The following is a 20,067-nucleotide window of genomic DNA, read 5'->3' as shown; positions in this document are numbered from 1 at the left end:
AGCCGTTAAAAACAATCATGTACTGACTGCGGATGCCGCCCAGTTTTACTTCAATGATCCGATCACGCTCGAATACCAGCTTAAATTTTTCATTGACGGATTCTTGGGTCAGTAACGAATGAAAAATCGATCTCTACCTTTTATTTTAACAATTGTCGGCTTAATGGCCTTGCTTTTCATGATATTCGTTTTATCCATAGTCGTGGGGGCAACCGACACTTCCTTTATAGACGTATTACGGGCATTGTTTACGGATAAGGTAAACGATCAGATTCTGATCATCAGAGAGATTCGATTGCCAAGAGAGCTGGCAGCCTTGTTTGTCGGGGCTGCTCTTGCCGTCTCGGGGGCAATTATGCAAGGGATGACGAGAAATCCGCTCGCCGATCCCGGCTTGCTTGGCCTAACGTCCGGGGCGAACATGGCTTTAGCCATTGTCCTCGCCTTTTCCGCTCAAATCTCATTTATGTCGACCATCGCAGCTTGCTTTGCCGGGGCGGCCGTCGGGGCCGGACTGGTCTTTGGGATCGGCTCGATAAAAAGGGGCGGATTTTCTCCCGTCCGATTGGTACTGGCCGGCTCTGCCGTATCCGCATTTTTATATGCCGTTTCTCAAGGGGTTGCCATTCACTTTCACGTGGCCAAGGATGTATCGATGTGGACGTCGGGCGGCTTTGTCGGAAGCAGTTGGGCGCAATTAAAGCTGCTGATCCCAATTATCGTCCTTGCCATCCTGTTCGCGCTCCTGATGTCCAGACAGGTGACCATTCTAAGTTTAAGTGAAGATGTGGCGACAGGGCTTGGCCAAAATACGGTGCTGATTAAAATCATCTTATTCATCCTTGTCGTTTTGCTGGCAGGCGTCTCTGTCGCATTGGCCGGAAACCTGATTTTTGTTGGTCTGATGATTCCCCATATCGCCAGAAAAATGGTGGGGATAGACTATAAACGCATTATTCCGGTAACCGCCGTATTGGGTGCGATATTCATGCTTGGCGCAGATACCGTTGCCCGCGTCATTAACGCACCGTTCGAAACGTCAATCACTGCCATCGTATCCGTGCTCGGAATTCCTTTCTTCCTGTACATCGTGAATAAAGGAGGCAAAGGAGCATGAACGTATCCGCCTTCAGGAAAAGAAAACGGAGCCTGGCGATCATCGTACTGTTTTTTCTTATTGTGGTTACATTTATTGTAGGCGCCGCCATAGGGTATGCTTCGCTATCCTTCGACCGGCTGCTTCCGACGATTTTGGGCGAAGGAACGATCAAGGAAACCACGATTTTGTTCTCCATCCGGTTGCCGCGAATGCTGATTACCCTCTTGGCCGGGATGGCTCTGGCGCTTTCGGGAGCGATTTTACAAACCATCACGAAAAACGATCTCGCCGATCCGGGCCTGCTGGGTATTAATTCGGGGGCGGGAGCCGCGATTGCGCTTTATTATTTGTTCGCCCCTGTCGGAGAAAAAAATGCTTTTGCTTTTCCCCTTGTTGCTTTATTAGGCGGACTGTTGACGGCTACGGTGATCTATCTTTTTTCGTACCAGCAAAAACGCGGATTCACCCCGCTCAACCTTGTTCTGACCGGAGTGGGATTCTCCACGGCACTCTCGGGATTAATGGTTATTCTGATTGCCTCGGCGGACCGGGAAAAAGTCCAATTTATAACCAGGTGGATTGCCGGGAATATATGGGGTGCCGATTGGCCCTACATTGCAGCGCTGTTGCCTTGGCTGGTCATTATCGTGCCCTTTATTTTCTTTAAAATGAAAGCCTTGAACGTTCTGAGCCTGGATGAGCCTGTTTCTGTCGGACTAGGATCGAATCTGCAGAAAGAAAGACTGCTGCTCATCATTGCGGCGGTCGCGTTGGCTGCGGCAGCGGTGTCGGTGACCGGCGGAATCGCTTTTATCGGTCTGATGGCACCGCATATCGCAAAGTCGCTTGTCGGTCCGCGATCGCAAAGTTATATTCCCGTTTCGATTCTTCTTGGCGGGTGGCTGTTGTTGGTCGCCGACTTCATAGGCAGAAACGTTGCCTACCCGGATGGATTGCCCGCGGGGGTTGTTGTCGCACTCATCGGCGCTCCATACTTTGTTTATTTGCTATCACGAGCAAAATGAAACATTCATTCAACGGTTCAACTTTCGCATTCCTGTTATTCCGGGACCACCCGTAATTTCAGCCTGCGAAAGTTGAATTTCGGTAGGATTACATTTTGGCCCGAACGATCAGCCGGTGAGTGGGATTCACGAGCGGATCGCATGTAATTAACGTGAGGACTTTATCCCCGGGTTTCTCCACCTCCAGGACGGAAATGTCCGTAGGTTCGACAACAGATATTTTATCGACCGTATATACGAATTTATCCCCTTTCGCTTCAATAACGATCTCATCCCCGATTTCAATTTCGTTCAATCTATTAAATAGCCTTCCTTTAGTATGAGCCCGATGTGCCGCGATCGCCGCGTTGCCGTCTTGTCCCAAACCCGTCGTTTCCTTGAGATGGGCCGCCGCATATTTCATATTGGACTTGGTTGCGCCCTCCAGCACGGGGAGCTTCAAATCGATTTTGGATATTTTAATGACCGCGATGGCCTCTTGCTTTTGCCCCTGATTCTTGGTTTGTTTTACGGATTCGCTGGAGGTTTGAATTGCAGCTGCCTGCTCATCTTCAGGTTCATTCCCACTCGTATTCGGCGACGAAGTATTGAGAATCTCCGACATCGCGGAATATTCATCGCGCAGAGTCTGATTGAGTTGCCCGTTATCTTCCGTATTCGCTGACAACTCCAATTCCGCCGCCTCTAACAAACTCCGCTGTTTTACATCTTCCATCCACTCATTTGCCCTAGGAAACAGGATTATACAAATGCCGATAACAATAAGCGCATAAGAAAACTTCTTCATTAATTATTCCTCCAGCGAAAAATAGAGAAGCAAAGAGACTTTCCTCTTCACTTCTCTGTAGGGAAATTAGAAATCAGTTTCTTTTTGCCAATCTTCTAAAAAACAGGCCGATCGCAGCTATGATTGAACCCGCGATATAGAAAGGCATTGAGCTGTTTTCTCCTGTTTTCGGGAGAGTTTTGACTTGTACATCCCCCTCTTTTGCTTGAACCGGGGTATCCGGCGTATTTCCCGGACCAGGAGGTTCAACCGCCTCAACAACCGGTGATGGATCCGGTGTCGGTGATGGTGCCGGCGTTGGTGCAGGTGATGAGGCCGGCGACGGTGTCGGCGTTGATGTTGGTGTGGATGTTGCCGTCGGTGTCGATGTCGGCGTTGGCGTCGATGTCGGTGTTGGCGTCGATGTCGGCGATGGCGTCGATGTTGGCGTTGGCGTCGATGTTGGCGATGGCGTCGATGTTGGTGTTGGTGTTGGTGTTGGTGTTGGTGTTGGTGTTGGTGTTGGTGTCGGTGTCGGTGTCGGTGTCGGTGTCGGTTCTGGCGTTGGTGTTGGGGTTGGTGTCGGTGTCGGTTCTGGCGTTGGTGTTGGTGTCGGTGTTGGTTCTGGCGTTGGTATTGGTGTTGGTTCTGGTGTTGGTTCTGGTGTTGGTGTTGGTGTTGGTGTCGGTGTCGGTGTTGGTTCTGGTGTCGGTGTTGGTGTTGGTTCTGGTGTTGGTGTTGGTGTTGGTGTTGGTGTCGGTGTCGGTGTCGGTGTCGGTGTCGGTGTCGGTGTCGGTGTCGGTGTCGGTGTCGGTGTCGGTGTCGGTGTCGGTGTTGGTGTTGGTGTTGGTGTTGGTGTTGGTGTTGGTGTTGGTGTTGGTGTTGGTGTTGGTGTTGGTGTTGGTGTTGGTGTTGGTGTTGGTGTTGGTGTTGGTGTTGGTGTTGGTGTTGGTGTTGGTGTGTGGTGTTGGTGTTGGTGTTGGTGTTGGTGTTGGTGTTGGTGTTGGTGTTGGTGTTGGTGTTGGTGTTGGTGTTGGTGTTGGTGTTGGTGTTGGTGTTGGTGTTGGTGTTGGTGTTGGTGTTGGTGTTGGTGTTGGTGTTGGTGTTGGTGTTGGTGTCGGTGTCGGCTTTGGCGTCTTCGTTGGTTTCGGCGTCTTCGTCGGTTCCGGTGTCGGTGTTGGAGTTGGCTTCGGTGTCTTTGTCGGCTTCGGCGTCTTCGTCGGTTCCGGTGTCGGTGTTGGTGTCGGCTTCGGTGTCTTTGTCGGCTTCGGCGTCTTCGTCGGTTCCGGTGTTGGTGTTGGTGTCGGCTTCGGTGTCTTTGTCGGCTTCGGCGTCTTCGTCGGTTCCGGTGTCGGTGTTGGTGTCGGCGTCGGTGTCTTTGTCGGCTTCGGCGTCTTCGTCGGTTCCGGTGTCGGTGTCGGTGTTGGCGTCGGTGTCTTCGTTGGTTTCGGCGTCTTCGTCGGTTCCGGTGTCGGTGTTGGTGTCGGCGTCGGCGTCTTCGTTGGTTTCGGCGTTGGTGTCGGTGGGCAATCAGGTGTTGGTGTTGGTGTTGGTGTCGGTGTTGGTGTCGGCGTTGGCGGACAATCAGGCGTCGGCGTCGGTTTTGGCGTCCTGGTCGGTCTTGGGTGATTCCCCCCGAGCGTGCTGTACTCCGGTTCTCCCGGACTGTCCGTCTGAACATCTGAAGTTGCCGCTGCAGCATTTGTCATTCCGAGCGCCAATCCCGCAGCCAATGTTGCGGCAATGGCCGTTCTTGCTCTCTTCCCCATTTCAAGCCCACTCCAATACTAATAAAATGCATACTCCTTTTTTCCTCTTCTATATTTATTGGGACCAAGCAAGCATTATGCCTAGGCGGAATCATGGCTCCGAAATAATTAATCCCCGGATATATATTGGCGCTCGCGGAAAACCCATCGCCGGGACCCGTAGAAATTAAGCCCCATCGTAACGCAAGTCACCGCCGCTTTTGCATACAAGACAGGGGCTTCCATCAACGTAACCGCGGCTTGCAGCAAGGCCAATGAAACGGCAAGAACCAGCGCATTAAGAACAATAAACCGAAAAAACTGCGAACCGACAGCGGATCGTCCCTCGGAGCCGCCGGAATAATCTTTGAAAGTCACCCGTTTGTTCATCAAAAAGCTGTTCAGGATTCCCGCCGAATAAGAGAAAACCTGGGCAACCCCGCTCCCGGTCCCGAACGAGGCCAACGCCGTAAAAACGGCAAAGTCCACCGCGGTATTCATGACTCCGACCAAATTAAACTTAATAAATTGAATCGTTGACGGTCGCCGCAAGGTTTCCGCCCAGCGCCTTTTATCCGGCAAATTCCTCAACCTGATCCCTCATTCCCGTTTCCGCCAAGGATACCTTCCTTCCAGTTGCCCCGTCTTCTTGGAGTTCAAATCCCAGCTTTTCGCGAACGATATACAAAGGACGGTCTTTCGTTTCATCATAGATTCGGCCGATATACTCCCCCATCACGCCAAGGAGCATGAGGACGATCCCGTTAAAAAACAAATTAATCGCCACGATGGAAGCCCAGCCGGGAACCGTGCCCAAAGCAAGCCATTTTTGCAACAGCACGACAAATAGATAAATGAAGCTCGTCAAGGATAAAATAAAGCCGATATAAGAAGCGATTTTCAACGGTTTATGGGAAAAAGAAGTGATTCCGTCCGCCGCAAACCGGAGCATCTTTCGCAGCGGATATTTCGTGACGCCCGCAAACCGCTCTTCACGAACATACTCCACCCGAGTCTGACGAAAGCCGGCCCAACCGACCAGTCCGCGGACGAAGCGGTTTTTCTCCTTAAGCCCTTTGAGCACATCGCAGACCTTCCGGTCGATCAGCCTAAAATCCCCGGTGTCCAGCGGAATATCGACCTGGGTCAGCTTGCCGAGCAACCGGTAGAACAGAAGCGCCGTCGTTTTTTTAAACAGACTTTCGCCTTTGCGCTTGATTCGTTTGCCGTAGACGACTTCGTATCCTTCCCTCCATTTGTCGAGCATTTCAAGGATGACTTCCGGCGGATCCTGAAGATCCGCGTCAATGATCACGATCGATTGCCCGGCGGCATAATCCATCCCGGCGCTGATCGCAATCTGGTGCCCGAAGTTCCGCGAAAAATGGATCAGCCGCACGCAATCATCCTGACTGCAGATTTCCTCCACAATTTCCGACGTCCTGTCCGAACTTCCGTCATTCACGAAAATCAGCTCATACTGCTCACCCGATACGTCCAAGACTCTTTTCAACCGGGTATAGGTATGGCGGATGACCTCTTCTTCATTAAACATTGGGACGATGACACTGCAGCCGATAGCCATATCTCAATTTCCCCCTTTTTTCATATAGAATGGAGAATGGAATTTTGCGCCCGATCCGATCGATCCGGAGCCAGCGTTAAAATAACCAGGACGGAAACCACCTCAATACATGCTCTACGTATTCCGAGTTAACCTGCATTCCGGATAGCACCGGGTAAAACAGGATAAACAACAGGACGGCCGCCGCCGTATACCATGTTCGAATCCAGCCCAGCTTGGGCCGTTTCTCTTCGACTTTCGCCAGAATATACACCGTCGCCAAAATCAAAAACGGCACCATGGCAAAATAGTGGTAAAGGAACGTTTCCCGCGTAACGAGCATCCAGGGAACGTACTGCGCCAGATAGGCGATCCAGATCACATAGGCGGTTCCGTCCTTACGCTTCAACGACAGCCAAAGGGCGGCGATCATCATAAATATGCCGGACCACCAGATGAGCGGATTCCCCATCGCCACGATGCTCGATACGATCCCTTCGCCGTCGCCTTCCCCGCTAAAATACCAAACCGGCCTTTTCATAAACGGCCATTCCCACCAGGAAGAGGCGAAGGGATGGCTGCCCACCAGCCCGCTATGGTAGCTGAACATATCCTTTTGCGCCTGGATCAGGCCCGCCCAGGTGAAGCCTTCGGGGGAAGCGGCGAGCGGTGGAATAAAGGACACGGCATAGATCAGCCCGGGAATCCCGATGAAAAATATTACGCAAGACCCCAGCGTGATCAGTACATTTTTTGAAAATGAAGCGGTTATTTTGCGATAGACGGGCAATGCGTCCTCCGGCAAAAGTTGCTGCTCCGTTTCCGTCGTATCCTGCTTTTTATGCGCCTCCAGCATTCGCTTGGCGGCGGCAAACTCGCGGTAACCGGCATACAGCGACACCGCCAGCATAATCGCCAACCCCGCTCCGCCATATAGGACAATCCATTTTGAAGCGACGCCGATGCCGAAGAACAACCCTGCCCAAAACAGCGGAATTAACGTTTTCCATATGCCGTCCCGGTTGAAGTTCAGGCTCATGTAACGGCTCATGAAGTAAAACATCAGCAGGATAAAAAATACGCCGTACACATCGATCGTAGCGATCCGGGTTTGCGTGAAGTGCATAAATTCAGCCGCAAACAGGACGGCCGCCGTCACCGCGTACTTCCGTTTGCCGAACAGATGCATGGCAAAAGCATAGATCAGCGGCAGCATCGCCGCCCCAAGCAGGGTGCCGACGATCCGCCAGCCGAACGGATTCAGTCCGAAGACTTGAATGCCGGCCGCGATCAACAGTTTGCCGAGCGGGGGATGCGTATTTTCGTAAGACGGAAGCCCATGTAAATATTCGTAAGCCGTCCGGGCGTGATAAATTTCATCGAAATAGGTCCCGTTTCGGTAATCGGGTTTATAGACCGCGGCCTTTGGCTCATCGAACAGACGTTCATAAGATTTCGTTTCGTCTCCATCTCCGTGAATGCCGGCAATGGACAGAGGCGATCTTTCGCCTTCTGCGTAAAATGCGATTTCATGCAGCGAAAAACCGGTTTCGGCAGCCGTGAATTTGGCGTATCTTGCTTCAGTCTCTACCGTCTGGCTGTTCCAGGCGAAAACGTATCCGACATCCTGGGTAATTTCAATGGCTTGCCCCCAATTCACGGCGTCCGTTCCGAACTCGAGCTTGAATTTACCGTTGCCCCCAACGCCGCTGAAGTAGTTAACCTTCTCCAGCTTTTTGGTCTCCCCGAAGTCCACATAAAAGCTTTGACCCAGATTGGCCGGTGTCCACCCGGTTTCGGGCGCTTTCGCCGCCCCTAATTGGAACAGAGCTACCGCCAAATAAATCAGCACGATGGCTCCGATCCATTTCCCGTCCTTCATTCGTTTCAAAAAGGAAGCTGACCGGGCTTTGCGCCGAGGTTCCATGGATCCGGACGCGTTCGCCAGCAGAGTCTTGTCTTCACGCTCCCGCTCTTCCTCGGTCCAAGGCGTCAGCGGGATGACCCGTTTTTTGATATAAATATCAAACCCGAGATAAAGCATATAGCCCAGAAGAGCGACATTGGCGATGGAGCAGAGCAGCACGATCCCGTCCGTTCCGGGACTTGCTCCGGCGTTCAAATACTGCAGCACATATGCCGTGTTTACGTATTGGGTCAAGCTGAATCCCGTGAACAAAGCAAGCAGGCGGCGATCTTTTACATGAATAAAGCTGAATAAGCTTAAGATCAGGGCCGGGAACATATAACGTTCATGCATTTTTGTGCCGAGCACGAACAGCATCGCGATTAAAGCCAGCGCAATGAAATAGGAATTGGATAGGTCTCGCCCGTGGGCTTTTTTTCTGATGAAAATAAAGCCTGTATAAGCCAGAGCCCCCAGGATGGCGATAAATCCCCAGGTCCGGAACGACAGAAACAGCCAGCTGTTCTCCAGGGAAGACCAGTTTTGTCCGAACAAGGCATATATATTGAAGGCATTTACCGAAGCATAAGGATAGGAAGCAAGGGTAGTGCGATATAGATCGATGAGTCCGCTCACCCCGCCGTTGCCCCAGAAAAAGGGAAGCGCCAGCAAGCCGAACACGCCGATTCCGCACAAAAGACTGCGCGAAATCCGTTTTACGTCCCGGTAATAGAAACAAGCGATGAGCCACACCGGTGCAAAGATGAACGTTTGCGGTTTAATCAACGCGGCAATGGCGAGCCAGACGGCGGACCGTTCGAACCGGCGTTCCGTCAAGGTGATCAATGCCATCAGAAGGAATAACACATAGAAGGAATCGACCTGTCCCCAGCCTGCGGAATTGATCAGAATCGCCGGATTCCATAGGTACAATGCAGACAGGGCCAAAGCGGTCTTTCCGCCGATATGCCGTCCTGCCGTCCTATTGATGAGGAAGCCCGTTATCAAATCGGCCAGAATGGAGGGCGTTTTAAAGAGCAGCACGCTGGTTGAAGAGCCAGGATCCATGGAAAACAAGTTTTGAATGAACCCGAGGGCATACAGCACATATATATATCCCGGCGGATAGTCTGCAAACATGTCGTCGGAGTAGAAACCGCCAAGACCGCGATCCACCGCTTGCTGAGCCCAAGCCATAAAGGTATTCATATCGGTCTGGAATCCTGGGGTCGTAAGGGCGATCCAGATCCGCAGCAAGAACGCGCCCGCCAGCATCCAAATGAACCAGGCCCGCACTTGTTCCGATTTTGGCGGCGTAAGTGCATTCGCTTGACGACGGATTACTTTTTGAACCAGGAAAACGAACAATACGCTGAACAAGGCGGAAAACAAGAGAATCGGAAGCACGGAAATTTGTGTTGCCGTCTGTGAAGATTCTGCCTCCGGGGAACCGCCCTCTTCGGAATCCGCCGCCGGCGGCTCCGTCGGCTGCTCCAGGGGAAGCGGAGTTGCGGCCTCAGGCAGAACCGGAACTTTCCGAACTTCAAGATCGTCAAAATAAGCCTTCCCCGTGTTCAAATGGCCATAACCGCCGATTCCGGCCGCGATCGTCAACTCCCGTTGCCCGGGACTAGTCCGGCCGAAAAACTGGAGTTGTCTCCATTGCTCGTCCGACTCGGTCAGGTGCGGAAATGCTCCTCCTACGCCAAGCGGAAAAATCGTCGCGCCGACCTCCCCGTCACCCATCTGCTCCACCTGGACCCATCCCGAAATCAAATAGTCCGTTTCCGGCTCAACCTGGACGGTCTGCACCCACTTTGCGTGATTGGGCTGCGTATTTTCCACCACGGCGGAAACCGTGCCGGATCGGGCGTGATTTTGGGCAATGCCGAGATAGCTTGCCCCTTCCGTTTGCACCCAGATATCCCGAGCCCATGCCTCCGGCGTGTCGGTTGATTCCGTTTCAAATCCGGCGTTTTGAAGAAGATTATTTTCTTCCGCGCGCGCAACGCCCGAGGGCGGCAAGAAAAGACCTCCCGCCAACCAAATCATGATAATAATGATTGCCGCTTTAGCTTTTACTTTTGCGAATGTCCACACAACTCGCCACCCCGAATCCTGGTTCAATGATTTCACTATTCTGAAATATATGCGGGTGGACAAAGGTTAAGACCGGGTTAAGCGTGGCAGGGCTCATGCGTATGAAATTTCGACCATAAAAACCCGAAATACAGCCAGAATGCTAACTCTGTATGAAAAATCATACTGGGTTCGACTCCATAAAAAAGGCCGGTCGCTCATGCGACCGGCCTTTCGATTCTATTTTTATTATTCGCTACCCATGAATACATAGCGGCATACGACGATAACCGCGAGAACCCACATCAGCCAATGGATTTTTACTTTGTTCTTCGTCGCAACATTGGTGAAAGCCGCGAGAACGACGTACGATACGATCCCTGCGGAAATCCCGTTCGCGATGCTTCCCGTGAACGGCATCAGGATAATGGTCAGGAATGCCGGGAAGGCATACAAGAAATCATCCCATTCAATGCTGCGGACTTGTCCGATCATCAGAACGCCGACGATAATCAAAGCCGGAGCGGTTGCCGCCGAAGGGACAACGCCGGCCAGCGGCGCAATGAACAGGGCGAGCAGGAACAGAATCCCTGTCGTAACTGCCGTAAGGCCTGTACGTCCGCCTTCAGCCACACCGGCCGTACTTTCGACGTAAGAAGTGATGGTGCTTGTACCGAGCACGGCGCCTGCGCTTACGCCAACCGCGTCGACCAGCATCGCTTTGCCGATCTTTTTCTCGCCTTCTTCTTTGTTCTCCATCAGACCCGCACGAGTGGCGGTACCGACCAGAGTACCGAAGGTATCGAACAACTCGACGAATGTGAATACGAAGATAATTTCAAACAAACCGAGCTTAAAGGCAGCCGCAAGATCCAGCTTGCCGACAGTCAAGTCATCCAAAGCAGGGAACCAGTGGGCACCGGACAAACCGCTTACGTCCGTTACCCCCATAGGAATACCGATCAGCGTCGTGAGGACGATCCCGATCAATAACGCTCCCTTAACGCGAACCGCCATCAAAATGGCGATAATGATTAATCCGATTAACGTCAATTGAACATCATGGTTATGAACAAAGTCGCCCAGCGCGAAATTAATGGCGCTGCCGGGTACGGTTTTTGTCGGATCGTCAACACCGGAAAGATTTACAGCGATCAGATTGCTCATTTTCAATCCGATGCTTGCTACGAACAAGCCGATACCCACGGTAATCGCCGCCTTCAAGCTTTGCGGTACGGCAACGAGCAGCATTTGGCGAATCTTCGTGACCGTAAGAATCAGGAACACGATACCCGAAATGAAAACGGCCCCGAGTGCGGCTTGCCAGGTGATTTCTCCGCCGGAACTAAGCACGACCGTCATAAAATACGCATTCAATCCCATCCCCGGTGCAAGAGCGATCGGAATGTTCACGAACAATCCCATCAGGATGGTAATCAGGCCGGCGCCGACGGCAGTGGCGAAAAAGACGCCGTCCGAAGGCATGCCCGCACCGTTTGGACCGAGAAACACATTGTTCACAAACAGGATGTAGGCCATCGTCATAAATGTTGTAATACCCGCTACAATTTCCGTTCTTACCGTTGTGCCGTGTTCCTTAAGCTTAAAGAACCGATCCATTGTTAAAAACTCCCCCTTAAATTGAGTCGGGAACGACAAAAAACCCGGAAATAAACTTTCCCCGGGTCCCGTGTGCAAGAAGAAGAAACGCCTGCCGACCGCCGCATTCTGCCGCCGCCGAACTTATTGCGTATCCCCTTTTCGTAGCCAGATCATTTACGGTGACCTCGTAGAGACTTCCGGGCCAATTCCCGGAATTATACGAAAAGCAATTAAGCTGAAATTTGTCGATATTTCCCGTTACAAGTCATGCAATCACGACTTATTACATCACTTATTCTAGGCTCGAACTCGATTCTTGTCAACAAAAAACGAATGTTATTTTATGAAAACTATTTGAATGTTCGTGATTTTTAAAAAATGTAAATCGTGCAAATGAAAAGCAATTTAACGGGAATCCCTCCTGTTAATTTGAATCATGTGATCGATTTGGCCAGATTAGAGGGAAAACCTCCTGTTAAATTGACGAGTTTGGACGTCTTTTCGTATTTTCGGCTAAATTAGCGGGAGTTTATCCCGTTAAGATTGAGAAAAATGAGCATGGGTTGAAAATAAATGGAGATTTTCCTGTTATTTTGGGACACGGGTACGGGCGGGCGCTTTGGTCCGGTCATAGAACATTGCCCTCGAACATCCATGTATACACAGTTTTCCCCACACAGCCGATATAAACAAATAGATTGTTATATTGTGGATGGAGGTTGCAATTCATATGTATGTTTTTAGGAAAACAATGTCGGCACTGCTTGCTCTGCTTATGTCTGTAGCATGCTTCGCAAACATGGCTTCGGCAGCGGACGCCAAGAAGGTATCCGTTGATGTCACAAGCAACTATACGACCCTGGCGCCCGGAAAAAGCGTCCTGGTGAACGTCAAACTCTCGAATATCCCGTCCGATCCGAGCGGTCTTCGTTCCGCCAAGATTGTTTTAAGCTATGATGAAACTGTATTTACGACGGAAGGGAACATCCGCTTTGACGATGATCTCGGGAAGTACATATGGAGAGACGACACTTTCTTCATTCCTTCCAAAACGTTCGAGACTCCGGATTATAAAATCGAAAATCCTTATCCGGTGGATTTGAACCCTAGCGACGGCAGGCAGGAAGTGGTGCTATCTATTTCGGCCCAAAATAACAAACTTATAGACTCCGCAGCCAACGAAGCCTTCGCCTCCTTTTTTCTAACGGTCAAGGAAGAGGTCAAGTCACAGAGCACTTTAATTAGCGTTCTATCCGAGGCAACCAAGCTGGAGAATGCGTCAGGAATTGCAATTCAAGATTTTTCGGCAACCCCTGCGCGTCTATATGTGGGTACTCCCCAAAAAATCGAAATTGTCCGCGGCACTTTGCCGCCCGCTTCCGATCCCTTCAAGGTAAGCATCAATAGCGGCATGGAATTGAATGCGCTGGCTGTTTTCGAAAACGGAGATACGTCCTATGTAACCGAATTAGCCGCATGGGACACTACCGATCATCAGATTATAACGGCTCCGGTGTATGGAAATATTCAGGCTGTCGGGTTAGGGACTGCTTCCGTCACGGCTACTTTAGGCTCCGTAACCGGCAAACACGAAGTCACGGTTTACCCGGCAAACGCCCCTGAATTAATCGAAAAGCAAGATATCCAAGTCACCGTAACGAGAATCCCGAACGAGCGGAGCTTTAAGGCAGCTACTGCGGTTCAAGTAAAAGTGAACGGCAAAACCGCGGAACCGGGGCGGCTGTTTGACGGCACCGTGTACGTTCCGCTACGATCCGTCAGTCAATTATTGGGAGCCGACATCGGCTATGACGCAGCCCAAAAAGCGCCGACGTTGGACGGCAAAACCGTTCCGCATTTTTATACCTTTTCGGGAACTTCATACATCTGGGCCCGTGATATTTCCTCATTGCTCGGGGCTGACGTGAAATGGGATAAAAATAAAGCAACCCTGACGATCCAAACGACCGCTCAAAAATAGATCGGACATCAAAAAAGCTCCCTTATCATTGCTGCATACCGCAATGATAAGGGAGCTTTTATTTTATATTTCAGCCTATTCCCACTCGATCGTCGCCGGCGGTTTGGACGTCACGTCGTAAACCACGCGGTTGACGTTTTCCACCTCGTTGACGATACGGACGGAGATTTTCTCCAGCACATCCCAAGGGATACGCGCCCAGTCGGCGGTCATGCCGTCGATGGAGGTGACGGCGCGGATGCCGACGGTGTAGGAGTAAGTCCGGGCATCGCCCATGACGCCTACGCTCTTCATGTTCGGCAAAGCCGTGAAATACTGCCAAATTTCGCGATCAAGACCCGCTTTGGCGATTTCTTCGCGCAGGATGTAGTCGGAATCGCGGACGATTTTGAGCTTATCCTCGGTCACTTCGCCCAGCACGCGGATCGCCAGACCCGGTCCAGGGAACGGTTGTCTCCAGACGATCTCGCTCGGCAATCCAAGCTCCTCGCCAACCTTGCGAACCTCATCCTTGAACAGCATATTGAGCGGCTCGATCAGCGAGAACTTCATGTCCTCCGGCAAGCCGCCGACATTGTGGTGGGACTTGATCGTTTGGGCCGTCGCCGTTCCGCTTTCTACGATATCCGTGTACAGCGTACCTTGAGCCAGGTATTTAAAGTCGTCGAACTTGGCCGACTCTTCGTCGAACACATAAATGAACTCGTTGCCGATGATTTTCCGTTTTTTCTCCGGATCATCCACGCCGGCCAGTTTGGACAGGAAGCGCTCGCGGGCATCGATTTTGACGACCTTCATATCGAATTTCCCGACGAACGTCTCCATCACGCTTTCGGCTTCTCCCTTGCGGAGCAGGCCATGATCGATGAACATACAGGTCAACTGATCTCCGATCGCCTTATGGATCAGCATGGCAACAACGGAAGAATCCACACCGCCGCTAAGCGCGCACAGTACCTTCTGGTCTCCGACTTGCTCGCGAATTTCGCGCACCTTGTCTTCGATGAAGGTTTCCATACTCCAGTTGCCTTCGCACCCGCAGATGTCGTAGATGAAATTTTTGATCATTTCATTGCCGTGCACCGAATGGCGTACTTCCGGGTGGAACTGAACTCCGTACATTTTGCGCCCTTCATTGGCAAATCCCGCGATCGGCGCATGATCCGTGGAGGCGTCGACAGCAAAGCCTTCCGGAAGCTCCACGACATGATCGCCGTGACTCATCCAAACCGTCTGTTTTCTGTCCAGCCCTTTCGTCAGTGCCGAATGTTCGGCGAAATCGACGTCCGCTTTCCCGTACTCGCGCTTGGCCGCACGTTCCACCTTGCCGCCGAGCTGCTGGGCCATCAGCTGCATGCCGTAGCAAATCCCGAAGATCGGCACGCCGATCTCATAAATCGCTTTGTCGATATGCGGCGCATCTTCCGCGTAAACGCTCGAAGGACCGCCCGAGAAGACGATTCCTTTCGGAGCAAGTTCCTTGATTTTCTCCACCGGTGTGTTAAATGGCAGCAATTCGCTGTACACGCCCAGATCCCGGATCCGTCTGGCAATCAATTGATTGTATTGTCCGCCGAAATCAAGGACAACAATCATTTCATTTGGCTTATTCATTCCCGAGCCTCCCTCAATTCATGAACCTAATTATACGAAACGACGAAAGAGCTCGTCAAGAAAGAACGGACGCCGGCTCATCGCCCGCCAAACGCCAAATTCTGGCATAGTCTAAGAAAATGTTTGCTGCCTATCCGATCCATGCCCGCACCGCTGTAGTAAAGCTTTTCCCATACATCGACAAAATGCTCCAGAGATTGCTGATCGTGGACGTCCAACCTTTTATGGGCCGGGATCAGGCTAACATATTCCCTTGCGGTCAATCCGGAGCCTTTTTTCCCGTATGCGGCATACAATTCCGCCCATACCCGGTCCGCCGCGCGAAGCAGGTCGCTGCGTCCGGGGAACTTTCGGACATGTCTCAGCCAATAAAGCCAAAGAAGATATATGCTTTGTCCGAACCATTTCTTTCGGTAAATGACCGCGAAGCAGGCCAATAAACCGATAGCAAGGACAATGCTTGTCCCCATGAACAGTTTACCCTGGATCCAGCTCCATCCTCCGGCAGCCTGCTTCTTTATGGCCTCAAGGAAGGCAGCGGCCGATTTTTCAAACCGTTCCCGGTAACCGCTCCCTCCATCGCCGGCCTCTTCCTGAACCGCTTCCCCTTCGATTTCCGAAGCAAACACCGCCTCGAATCCGGGGGTCGGGTCGAACGGAATCCATCCGGTCCCCGGGAAGTAGACCTCTACCCATGCATGCGCATCTGCGTAACTGATTTTGTAACGATGTCCGTCATCCGAATCCGGAGTGCCTGGAGCAAAGCCCTTCACCCATCTCGCGGGAATCCCGGCGCTTCGAAGCAGCACGGTCATCGCCGTCGAAAAATGGTCGCAATATCCCGCTTTTTGCACGAACAGAAAATCGTCGGCAAAATCGCTTCCCGCAGGAGGGTATTTCGCGTCCAAACGATAAGCGTAGCTGTTTTTCAAATGGTTCATGACGGCCATTACGGCATCGTATCGGGTCTCCGCCCCTTCCGTCAGCGAGATCCCGAGATCGCGCACCCTTTCGGGCAATTGACCGGGGAGCTCCAGATTCCGGCTCGTCACGTCTTCCGGGTCGCTCCCCTGAACGCTCCGGAGCCTGTCCGCAGAAAAAGCCGGTATGCTGGCAGTCAGCACATAGCCGTAAATTTGTTCCCCGGAACGCCCTTGTTTTAAATACAAAGCATCCCTGTCAGGATCAAAATGCGTGTTATCTCCTTCTCCTTCAGAGACGGAGTCGGCATCCGGCGATCCGTAGAAAACACGCTCCACCTCCACCGGAGTTCCCCCGCTAAACAGCGGTACGGTGCCGGAGGCAGGTTTCTTGAACATGACCGTCTGCTTGATAAGCACGGTGTCCGAGTCGCCGTTAGCTTCGTTTTGATTCCCGCCTTTCGTTCCAGGCAAATCCGTAGCGTCCGGCTCCGCGTTCAGAGCCGTCCCTTCCTCCTCATAGGAGGATGCAATCCATCCCTGCCCGGTGTAGACGTTTTTACTCTCTCCGCGCCAATAGGTCGCTTGGGGAGACACCGCCGTGAAATACGTCTCATGAAATAACCGCAGCGCTCCCCCAAGCCGGGAATCATCGTTACCGTAACCCGACAGCGAATAACTGACCGCCGGCCGGGACGGTTCGGAGCCGGTCCACTCCGCAAAAGCGTCCATGACCTTATTCCATGCAATGTGCCGGACCGGCTGAATCGGCAGCAGGGAGCTGAGCAGCAACGCCCCCAATACGCAGCCTGCGGCGACCGGCACAACCGCGGAAATGCTTCCCGGCTTGCCGGTCATGTGCAGGCGCAGGTGCCTGCGAAATACGAGAATCTGCAGGGCCAGCCCTAGTCCTGCGGCGCGAACGAGTCCCGGAAAGACCGGGATCTCGCCCACCGCCTCCAGTGCGAGCAAGTACAACAAACTTGCGGCGATAAACAGCAAAATGCTCTGCTTTCCCATCGCCAGCATCTGAACCGACACGACCAGCAGACTCCATCCGATCAGCAACAACAGCGCCCGCGTTTCTCCGCTTATCCCGAATAATCTTCCGGTTTGAACAATCTCCGTAACATCCGCCGCGATCTGGGAGATGTAGTCTGTAAACCACTGGAATCCCTCATGATTTCCATATAACAAATAAAGGGAACCCGCAATGAGAACCGGCGGAATCGGGGCATACAAGTAGGATGGCAGGCGAAAACACCCGGCCAGCAGCAGCATTCCGGTCAGTGCCAAGAACAGCTCAATGACTTTACCTTGGTCCCCATCCATAAAGGGACGGAGCGGGTACAACCATTCCCCGAACAGTCCGAGCAGGAGAACGGACAAAAGGAACCGGTACCCCAGGTCCGCTAGCTTTCCTTGGACTGTGGATTCCCGCGGAGAAACGTGAACAGGGGCATTGCGAAAAGAAGGAGAAGCGTCGCCTCCATTAAGCGATGACATGCTTGACGCCTCCCTTCCCGGAAGCGTGATCTTCAGCCGCATAGCCATTGAGATCAATAACGGTTACGCCGTATTCCTGAAGTCTGGCCGCAAGGCGGGAATGTTCAGGCCCGGAAACAGACCCGGAACCGGCCACCCATATCGTCAGCGCTTTCCCCCGATTTGCCGGGTGCAGAGCGATTTCGGCAATGTCCGGGCCAAGTTTCCCCGTGACGATCGTGACGGTCCCGAAATCCCTGAACGGAGCATATGCGCCGCCGCGCCCCCGCGCGGCCCGAGATTCATTGGAGCCAACGCCGGATACCGGGACCAGAGCGGCTCCCGCCAGCAAATCCAGTCCTTCTTTAAGACCAACAAGGCCGGATAAAATCTCGCCTGACTTTCCGCCTGCCGATTTCGTATCGTAAATCGCAGAGGAGTCCCCCGTATAAAAACAAGCTTCCCCCGAGCGCCTGATCTCATGCTCCAACCAGGTTGCGGCCGCACGGACGGCAAGCTCAAAGCTGTTTCCGGCGTACGAGGACGCGTCCGTATCCAGCAGCAAGCAGCAGGAAGGATGCTCGCGGTGCTCCGGAATCCTGGTGAGCAGCTCCCCTTTTTTTGCGGAGCTTTTCCAGTGGATATGGCGAAAAGGATCACCCGGTACATAGGCGCGCAACCGGCCGGGAGGATGGTTTCCGGATGGGGGGAATCCCCGAACCGTCTCCCTTCCTTCCGCATCCGTTTCGGATCCGAACGACATGCCGGGATGGACGGAAAGCGGCGCAGGATGAATGACCATCAAGTCATTTACCGATGCGCGGAAGCTTCGTTTAAACCAACCGAAACAATCCCCCCAAGTTACATAAACATCTTGTCCCTTATAAGTCCCCCGTGCCGTTTCATCCATCGTATAAGTTCCCGTAAACGTTTTGTTCCGCCCTGCAAACGAAAGCTTGCCTCCCGGCAGAACGGGAAATCGCTGACCGCGCTTTCCGGTTTCCGGCGAGGCCATCCATTCATCCTCCGCCTGCAGCCAGACGGGAGAAAGCCCGCCGGAAACCGTAATGGTCAAAGTGACCGTCACTTTATCCCCCGCCTTCGGGTTCAGCGGCAACCAGGTGCGTTCGGCTTTGATATGCTTAGGCCCGAGCAGTACGGAGGCGGCGCCTTGAAAAAGGATCAGCAGCAAAAGAATCAGCAGGAACAGGAGCGACTCCCCTCCCTTCCAGCCGTACAACGCGCCGAGCGAACCTGCGGCCAGGACCGCCGCCGTCCATGTCCATATCCCGCTTCTCATCGTGAATCCCCCGAGGCGCGATGGAACATCGGCACGTTCGCCCGGTGCAACAGATCGCTCACAATCTGCGAACCGTGAATCCCGGAAACGGCCGCCTCCACTTTGGGCACGATCCGATGGGCGAGCACCGCCTCGGCCACGGCCTTGACATCGTCCGGAATGACATAGGACCGTCCTTTATAATAGGCCATCGCCTGCGCGGCCCCCATCCACGCCAAAGTTCCCCGCGGGCTGATGCCGAGCGCAAGCTGCGGATGCCGACGGGAGGCGTCGGCGACCGTGACCAAATATTTTTTGATCCGCTCGTCCACGAGCACCTTTCTGGCCTGACGCTGCATTTGCCGCATTTCCTCGGGCAACAGCACGGGTTTGAGCTCTACCGCCGGCTCCAGCATCCGCTCCAGCATTTCAAGCTCCTGTTCCGGCTTCGGATAACCGAGCGTCAAACGCATCAAAAACCGGTCTAGTTGGGCTTCGGGAAGCCGATACGTTCCTTCGTACTCCAGCGGATTTTGCGTAGCAAGCAACAAAAAGGGCTGGGGCAATTCCCTCGTTTCCCCATCCACCGTAACCTTGCGTTCCTCCATCGCCTCCAACAGCGCGGATTGCGTTCGCGGAGCGGCCCGGTTAATCTCGTCGGCGAGTACGATATTGGCATGAATCGGCCCTTGGCGAAACTGAAAATGTCCGGTTTGGGGCTGATAGATCGTCACCCCGGTAACGTCGGCCGGCATAAGATCCGATGTGAACTGAATCCGGCTGAACGAACCCCCTACGCATGCCGCGAGCGTTCTGACAAGCAAAGTTTTGCCGACCCCGGGAACGTCCTCAAGCAAAATATGACCACCGCACAGCATCGAAACGACCGCAAGCTCGATTTCCGCACGTTTTCCGACAACCACGCGTTCCACGCGTCCCGTTAGCCGTTCCAGAATCTCGCAGGCCTGATCGTGAATCATCCTCAATCCCTCCTAGTAA

The 20,067-nt window shown here is 52.9% G+C and carries 14 protein-coding genes, 1 pseudogene and 1 riboswitch (1 of these 16 running past the window's edge); of the genes and pseudogenes, 5 read left to right on the top strand and 10 right to left on the bottom strand.

The window, feature by feature from the left end; all coding sequences use genetic code 11:
- The 3 genes in view from ACSFXJ_RS04050 to ACSFXJ_RS04040 are tightly spaced (at most 3 nt apart) and all read left to right on the top strand, a layout consistent with a single transcriptional unit that may run on beyond the window.
- A protein-coding gene (locus tag ACSFXJ_RS04050) for an iron-hydroxamate ABC transporter substrate-binding protein (RefSeq protein WP_435923958.1) crosses the window boundary here: on the top strand, window positions 1–115 show its final stretch. Its footprint begins 866 nt before the window's first position; 115 of the gene's 981 nt are visible here — the last part of the coding sequence; the start codon falls outside the window, past its left edge; it ends in the stop codon at window positions 113–115.
- A gap of 3 nt (window positions 116–118) precedes the next feature.
- The gene (locus tag ACSFXJ_RS04045; RefSeq protein WP_435923956.1) at window positions 119–1,117 is read left to right on the top strand and encodes a FecCD family ABC transporter permease; all 999 of its coding nucleotides are present in this window, start codon (window positions 119–121) and stop codon (window positions 1,115–1,117) included.
- A complete protein-coding gene (locus ACSFXJ_RS04040) occupies window positions 1,114–2,124 on the top strand; it encodes a FecCD family ABC transporter permease (RefSeq protein WP_435923954.1) in 1,011 nt (336 codons plus the stop codon). Before ACSFXJ_RS04045 ends, ACSFXJ_RS04040 begins: the two co-directional genes overlap by 4 nt.
- Window positions 2,125–2,212: 88 nt before the next feature.
- Here the strand turns inward: ACSFXJ_RS04040 and ACSFXJ_RS04035 are convergent, their stop codons facing one another.
- The gene (locus ACSFXJ_RS04035; RefSeq protein WP_435923953.1) at window positions 2,213–2,839 is read right to left on the bottom strand and encodes a class D sortase; all 627 of its coding nucleotides are present in this window, start codon (window positions 2,837–2,839) and stop codon (window positions 2,213–2,215) included.
- A 145-nt stretch (window positions 2,840–2,984) separates the two neighbouring features.
- Window positions 2,985–3,086, bottom strand: a pseudogene (locus ACSFXJ_RS04030) (LPXTG cell wall anchor domain-containing protein); the annotation flags it as partial.
- A gap of 101 nt (window positions 3,087–3,187) precedes the next feature.
- On the opposite strand from ACSFXJ_RS04030, the gene ACSFXJ_RS04025 reads away from it, so the two are divergent.
- Entirely contained in the window at window positions 3,188–4,519 is a 1,332-nt protein-coding gene (locus ACSFXJ_RS04025; protein ID WP_435923952.1) for a hypothetical protein, read from the top strand.
- A 248-nt stretch (window positions 4,520–4,767) separates the two neighbouring features.
- On the opposite strand, the gene ACSFXJ_RS04020 is transcribed toward ACSFXJ_RS04025, so the two are convergent.
- The 4 genes from ACSFXJ_RS04020 to ACSFXJ_RS04005 all read right to left on the bottom strand — a co-directional run bounded on the left by ACSFXJ_RS04020 (window position 4,768) and on the right by ACSFXJ_RS04005 (window position 11,807).
- Window positions 4,768–5,229, bottom strand: a complete 462-nt coding sequence (locus tag ACSFXJ_RS04020) for a GtrA family protein (RefSeq protein WP_435923951.1) — start codon at window positions 5,227–5,229, stop codon at window positions 4,768–4,770.
- Window positions 5,210–6,223, bottom strand: a complete 1,014-nt coding sequence (locus ACSFXJ_RS04015; protein WP_435923950.1) for a glycosyltransferase family 2 protein — start codon at window positions 6,221–6,223, stop codon at window positions 5,210–5,212. Before ACSFXJ_RS04015 ends, ACSFXJ_RS04020 begins: the two co-directional genes overlap by 20 nt.
- A gap of 76 nt (window positions 6,224–6,299) precedes the next feature.
- The gene (locus tag ACSFXJ_RS04010) at window positions 6,300–10,208 is read right to left on the bottom strand and encodes a phospholipid carrier-dependent glycosyltransferase (RefSeq protein WP_435923949.1); all 3,909 of its coding nucleotides are present in this window, start codon (window positions 10,206–10,208) and stop codon (window positions 6,300–6,302) included.
- A 228-nt stretch (window positions 10,209–10,436) separates the two neighbouring features.
- The gene (locus tag ACSFXJ_RS04005) at window positions 10,437–11,807 is read right to left on the bottom strand and encodes an NCS2 family permease (RefSeq protein WP_435923948.1); all 1,371 of its coding nucleotides are present in this window, start codon (window positions 11,805–11,807) and stop codon (window positions 10,437–10,439) included.
- Between the two features lie 124 nt (window positions 11,808–11,931).
- A riboswitch (purine riboswitch) is annotated at window positions 11,932–12,032 on the bottom strand.
- A 556-nt stretch (window positions 12,033–12,588) separates the two neighbouring features.
- Here ACSFXJ_RS04005 and ACSFXJ_RS04000 point away from each other — a divergent pair.
- Window positions 12,589–13,770, top strand: coding sequence for a hypothetical protein (locus ACSFXJ_RS04000; protein ID WP_435923947.1), 1,182 nt, complete (start codon window positions 12,589–12,591; stop codon window positions 13,768–13,770).
- Between the two features lie 75 nt (window positions 13,771–13,845).
- Here the strand turns inward: ACSFXJ_RS04000 and guaA are convergent, their stop codons facing one another.
- The 4 genes from guaA to ACSFXJ_RS03980 form a co-directional block, all read right to left on the bottom strand.
- Entirely contained in the window at window positions 13,846–15,384 is a 1,539-nt protein-coding gene (gene guaA / locus ACSFXJ_RS03995) for a glutamine-hydrolyzing GMP synthase (RefSeq protein WP_435923946.1), read from the bottom strand.
- Window positions 15,385–15,461: 77 nt separating this feature from the next.
- Window positions 15,462–17,810: a transglutaminase-like domain-containing protein gene (locus ACSFXJ_RS03990; RefSeq protein ID WP_435923945.1), complete on the bottom strand. Its 2,349-nt coding sequence runs from the start codon at window positions 17,808–17,810 to the stop codon at window positions 15,462–15,464.
- Complete coding sequence (locus ACSFXJ_RS03985; protein ID WP_435923944.1) at window positions 17,797–19,089, bottom strand: DUF58 domain-containing protein; 1,293 nt, start codon at window positions 19,087–19,089, stop codon at window positions 17,797–17,799. Before ACSFXJ_RS03985 ends, ACSFXJ_RS03990 begins: the two co-directional genes overlap by 14 nt.
- Window positions 19,086–20,048 (bottom strand): AAA family ATPase, encoded by a 963-nt coding sequence (locus ACSFXJ_RS03980; RefSeq protein WP_435923943.1) that lies wholly within the window; start codon window positions 20,046–20,048, stop codon window positions 19,086–19,088. Before ACSFXJ_RS03980 ends, ACSFXJ_RS03985 begins: the two co-directional genes overlap by 4 nt.
- Between the last annotated feature and the right edge of the window lie 19 nt (window positions 20,049–20,067).

Source organism: Paenibacillus salivarius (assembly GCF_051307165.1).
Classification (GTDB): Bacteria; Bacillota; Bacilli; order Paenibacillales; family Paenibacillaceae; genus Fontibacillus.
This window is presented reverse-complemented; position numbering and strand designations above follow the sequence as displayed.

Excerpts from the sequence above, each read along its gene's own strand:
- ACSFXJ_RS04045 (WP_435923956.1), top strand. The coding sequence starts at position 119 with ATGAAAAATCGATCTCTACCTTTTATTTTAACAATTGTCGGCTTAATG.
- ACSFXJ_RS04040 (WP_435923954.1), top strand. The coding sequence starts at position 1,114 with ATGAACGTATCCGCCTTCAGGAAAAGAAAACGGAGCCTGGCGATCATC.
- ACSFXJ_RS04035 (WP_435923953.1), bottom strand. The coding sequence starts at position 2,839 with ATGGAAGATGTAAAACAGCGGAGTTTGTTAGAGGCGGCGGAATTGGAG.
- ACSFXJ_RS04015 (WP_435923950.1), bottom strand. The coding sequence starts at position 6,223 with ATGGCTATCGGCTGCAGTGTCATCGTCCCAATGTTTAATGAAGAAGAG.
- ACSFXJ_RS04005 (WP_435923948.1), bottom strand. The coding sequence starts at position 11,807 with ATGGATCGGTTCTTTAAGCTTAAGGAACACGGCACAACGGTAAGAACG.
- ACSFXJ_RS04000 (WP_435923947.1), top strand. The coding sequence starts at position 12,589 with ATGGCTTCGGCAGCGGACGCCAAGAAGGTATCCGTTGATGTCACAAGC.
- guaA (WP_435923946.1), bottom strand. The coding sequence starts at position 15,384 with ATGAATAAGCCAAATGAAATGATTGTTGTCCTTGATTTCGGCGGACAA.
- ACSFXJ_RS03990 (WP_435923945.1), bottom strand. The coding sequence starts at position 17,810 with ATGTCATCGCTTAATGGAGGCGACGCTTCTCCTTCTTTTCGCAATGCC.
- ACSFXJ_RS03985 (WP_435923944.1), bottom strand. The coding sequence starts at position 19,089 with ATGAGAAGCGGGATATGGACATGGACGGCGGCGGTCCTGGCCGCAGGT.
- ACSFXJ_RS03980 (WP_435923943.1), bottom strand. The coding sequence starts at position 20,048 with ATGATTCACGATCAGGCCTGCGAGATTCTGGAACGGCTAACGGGACGC.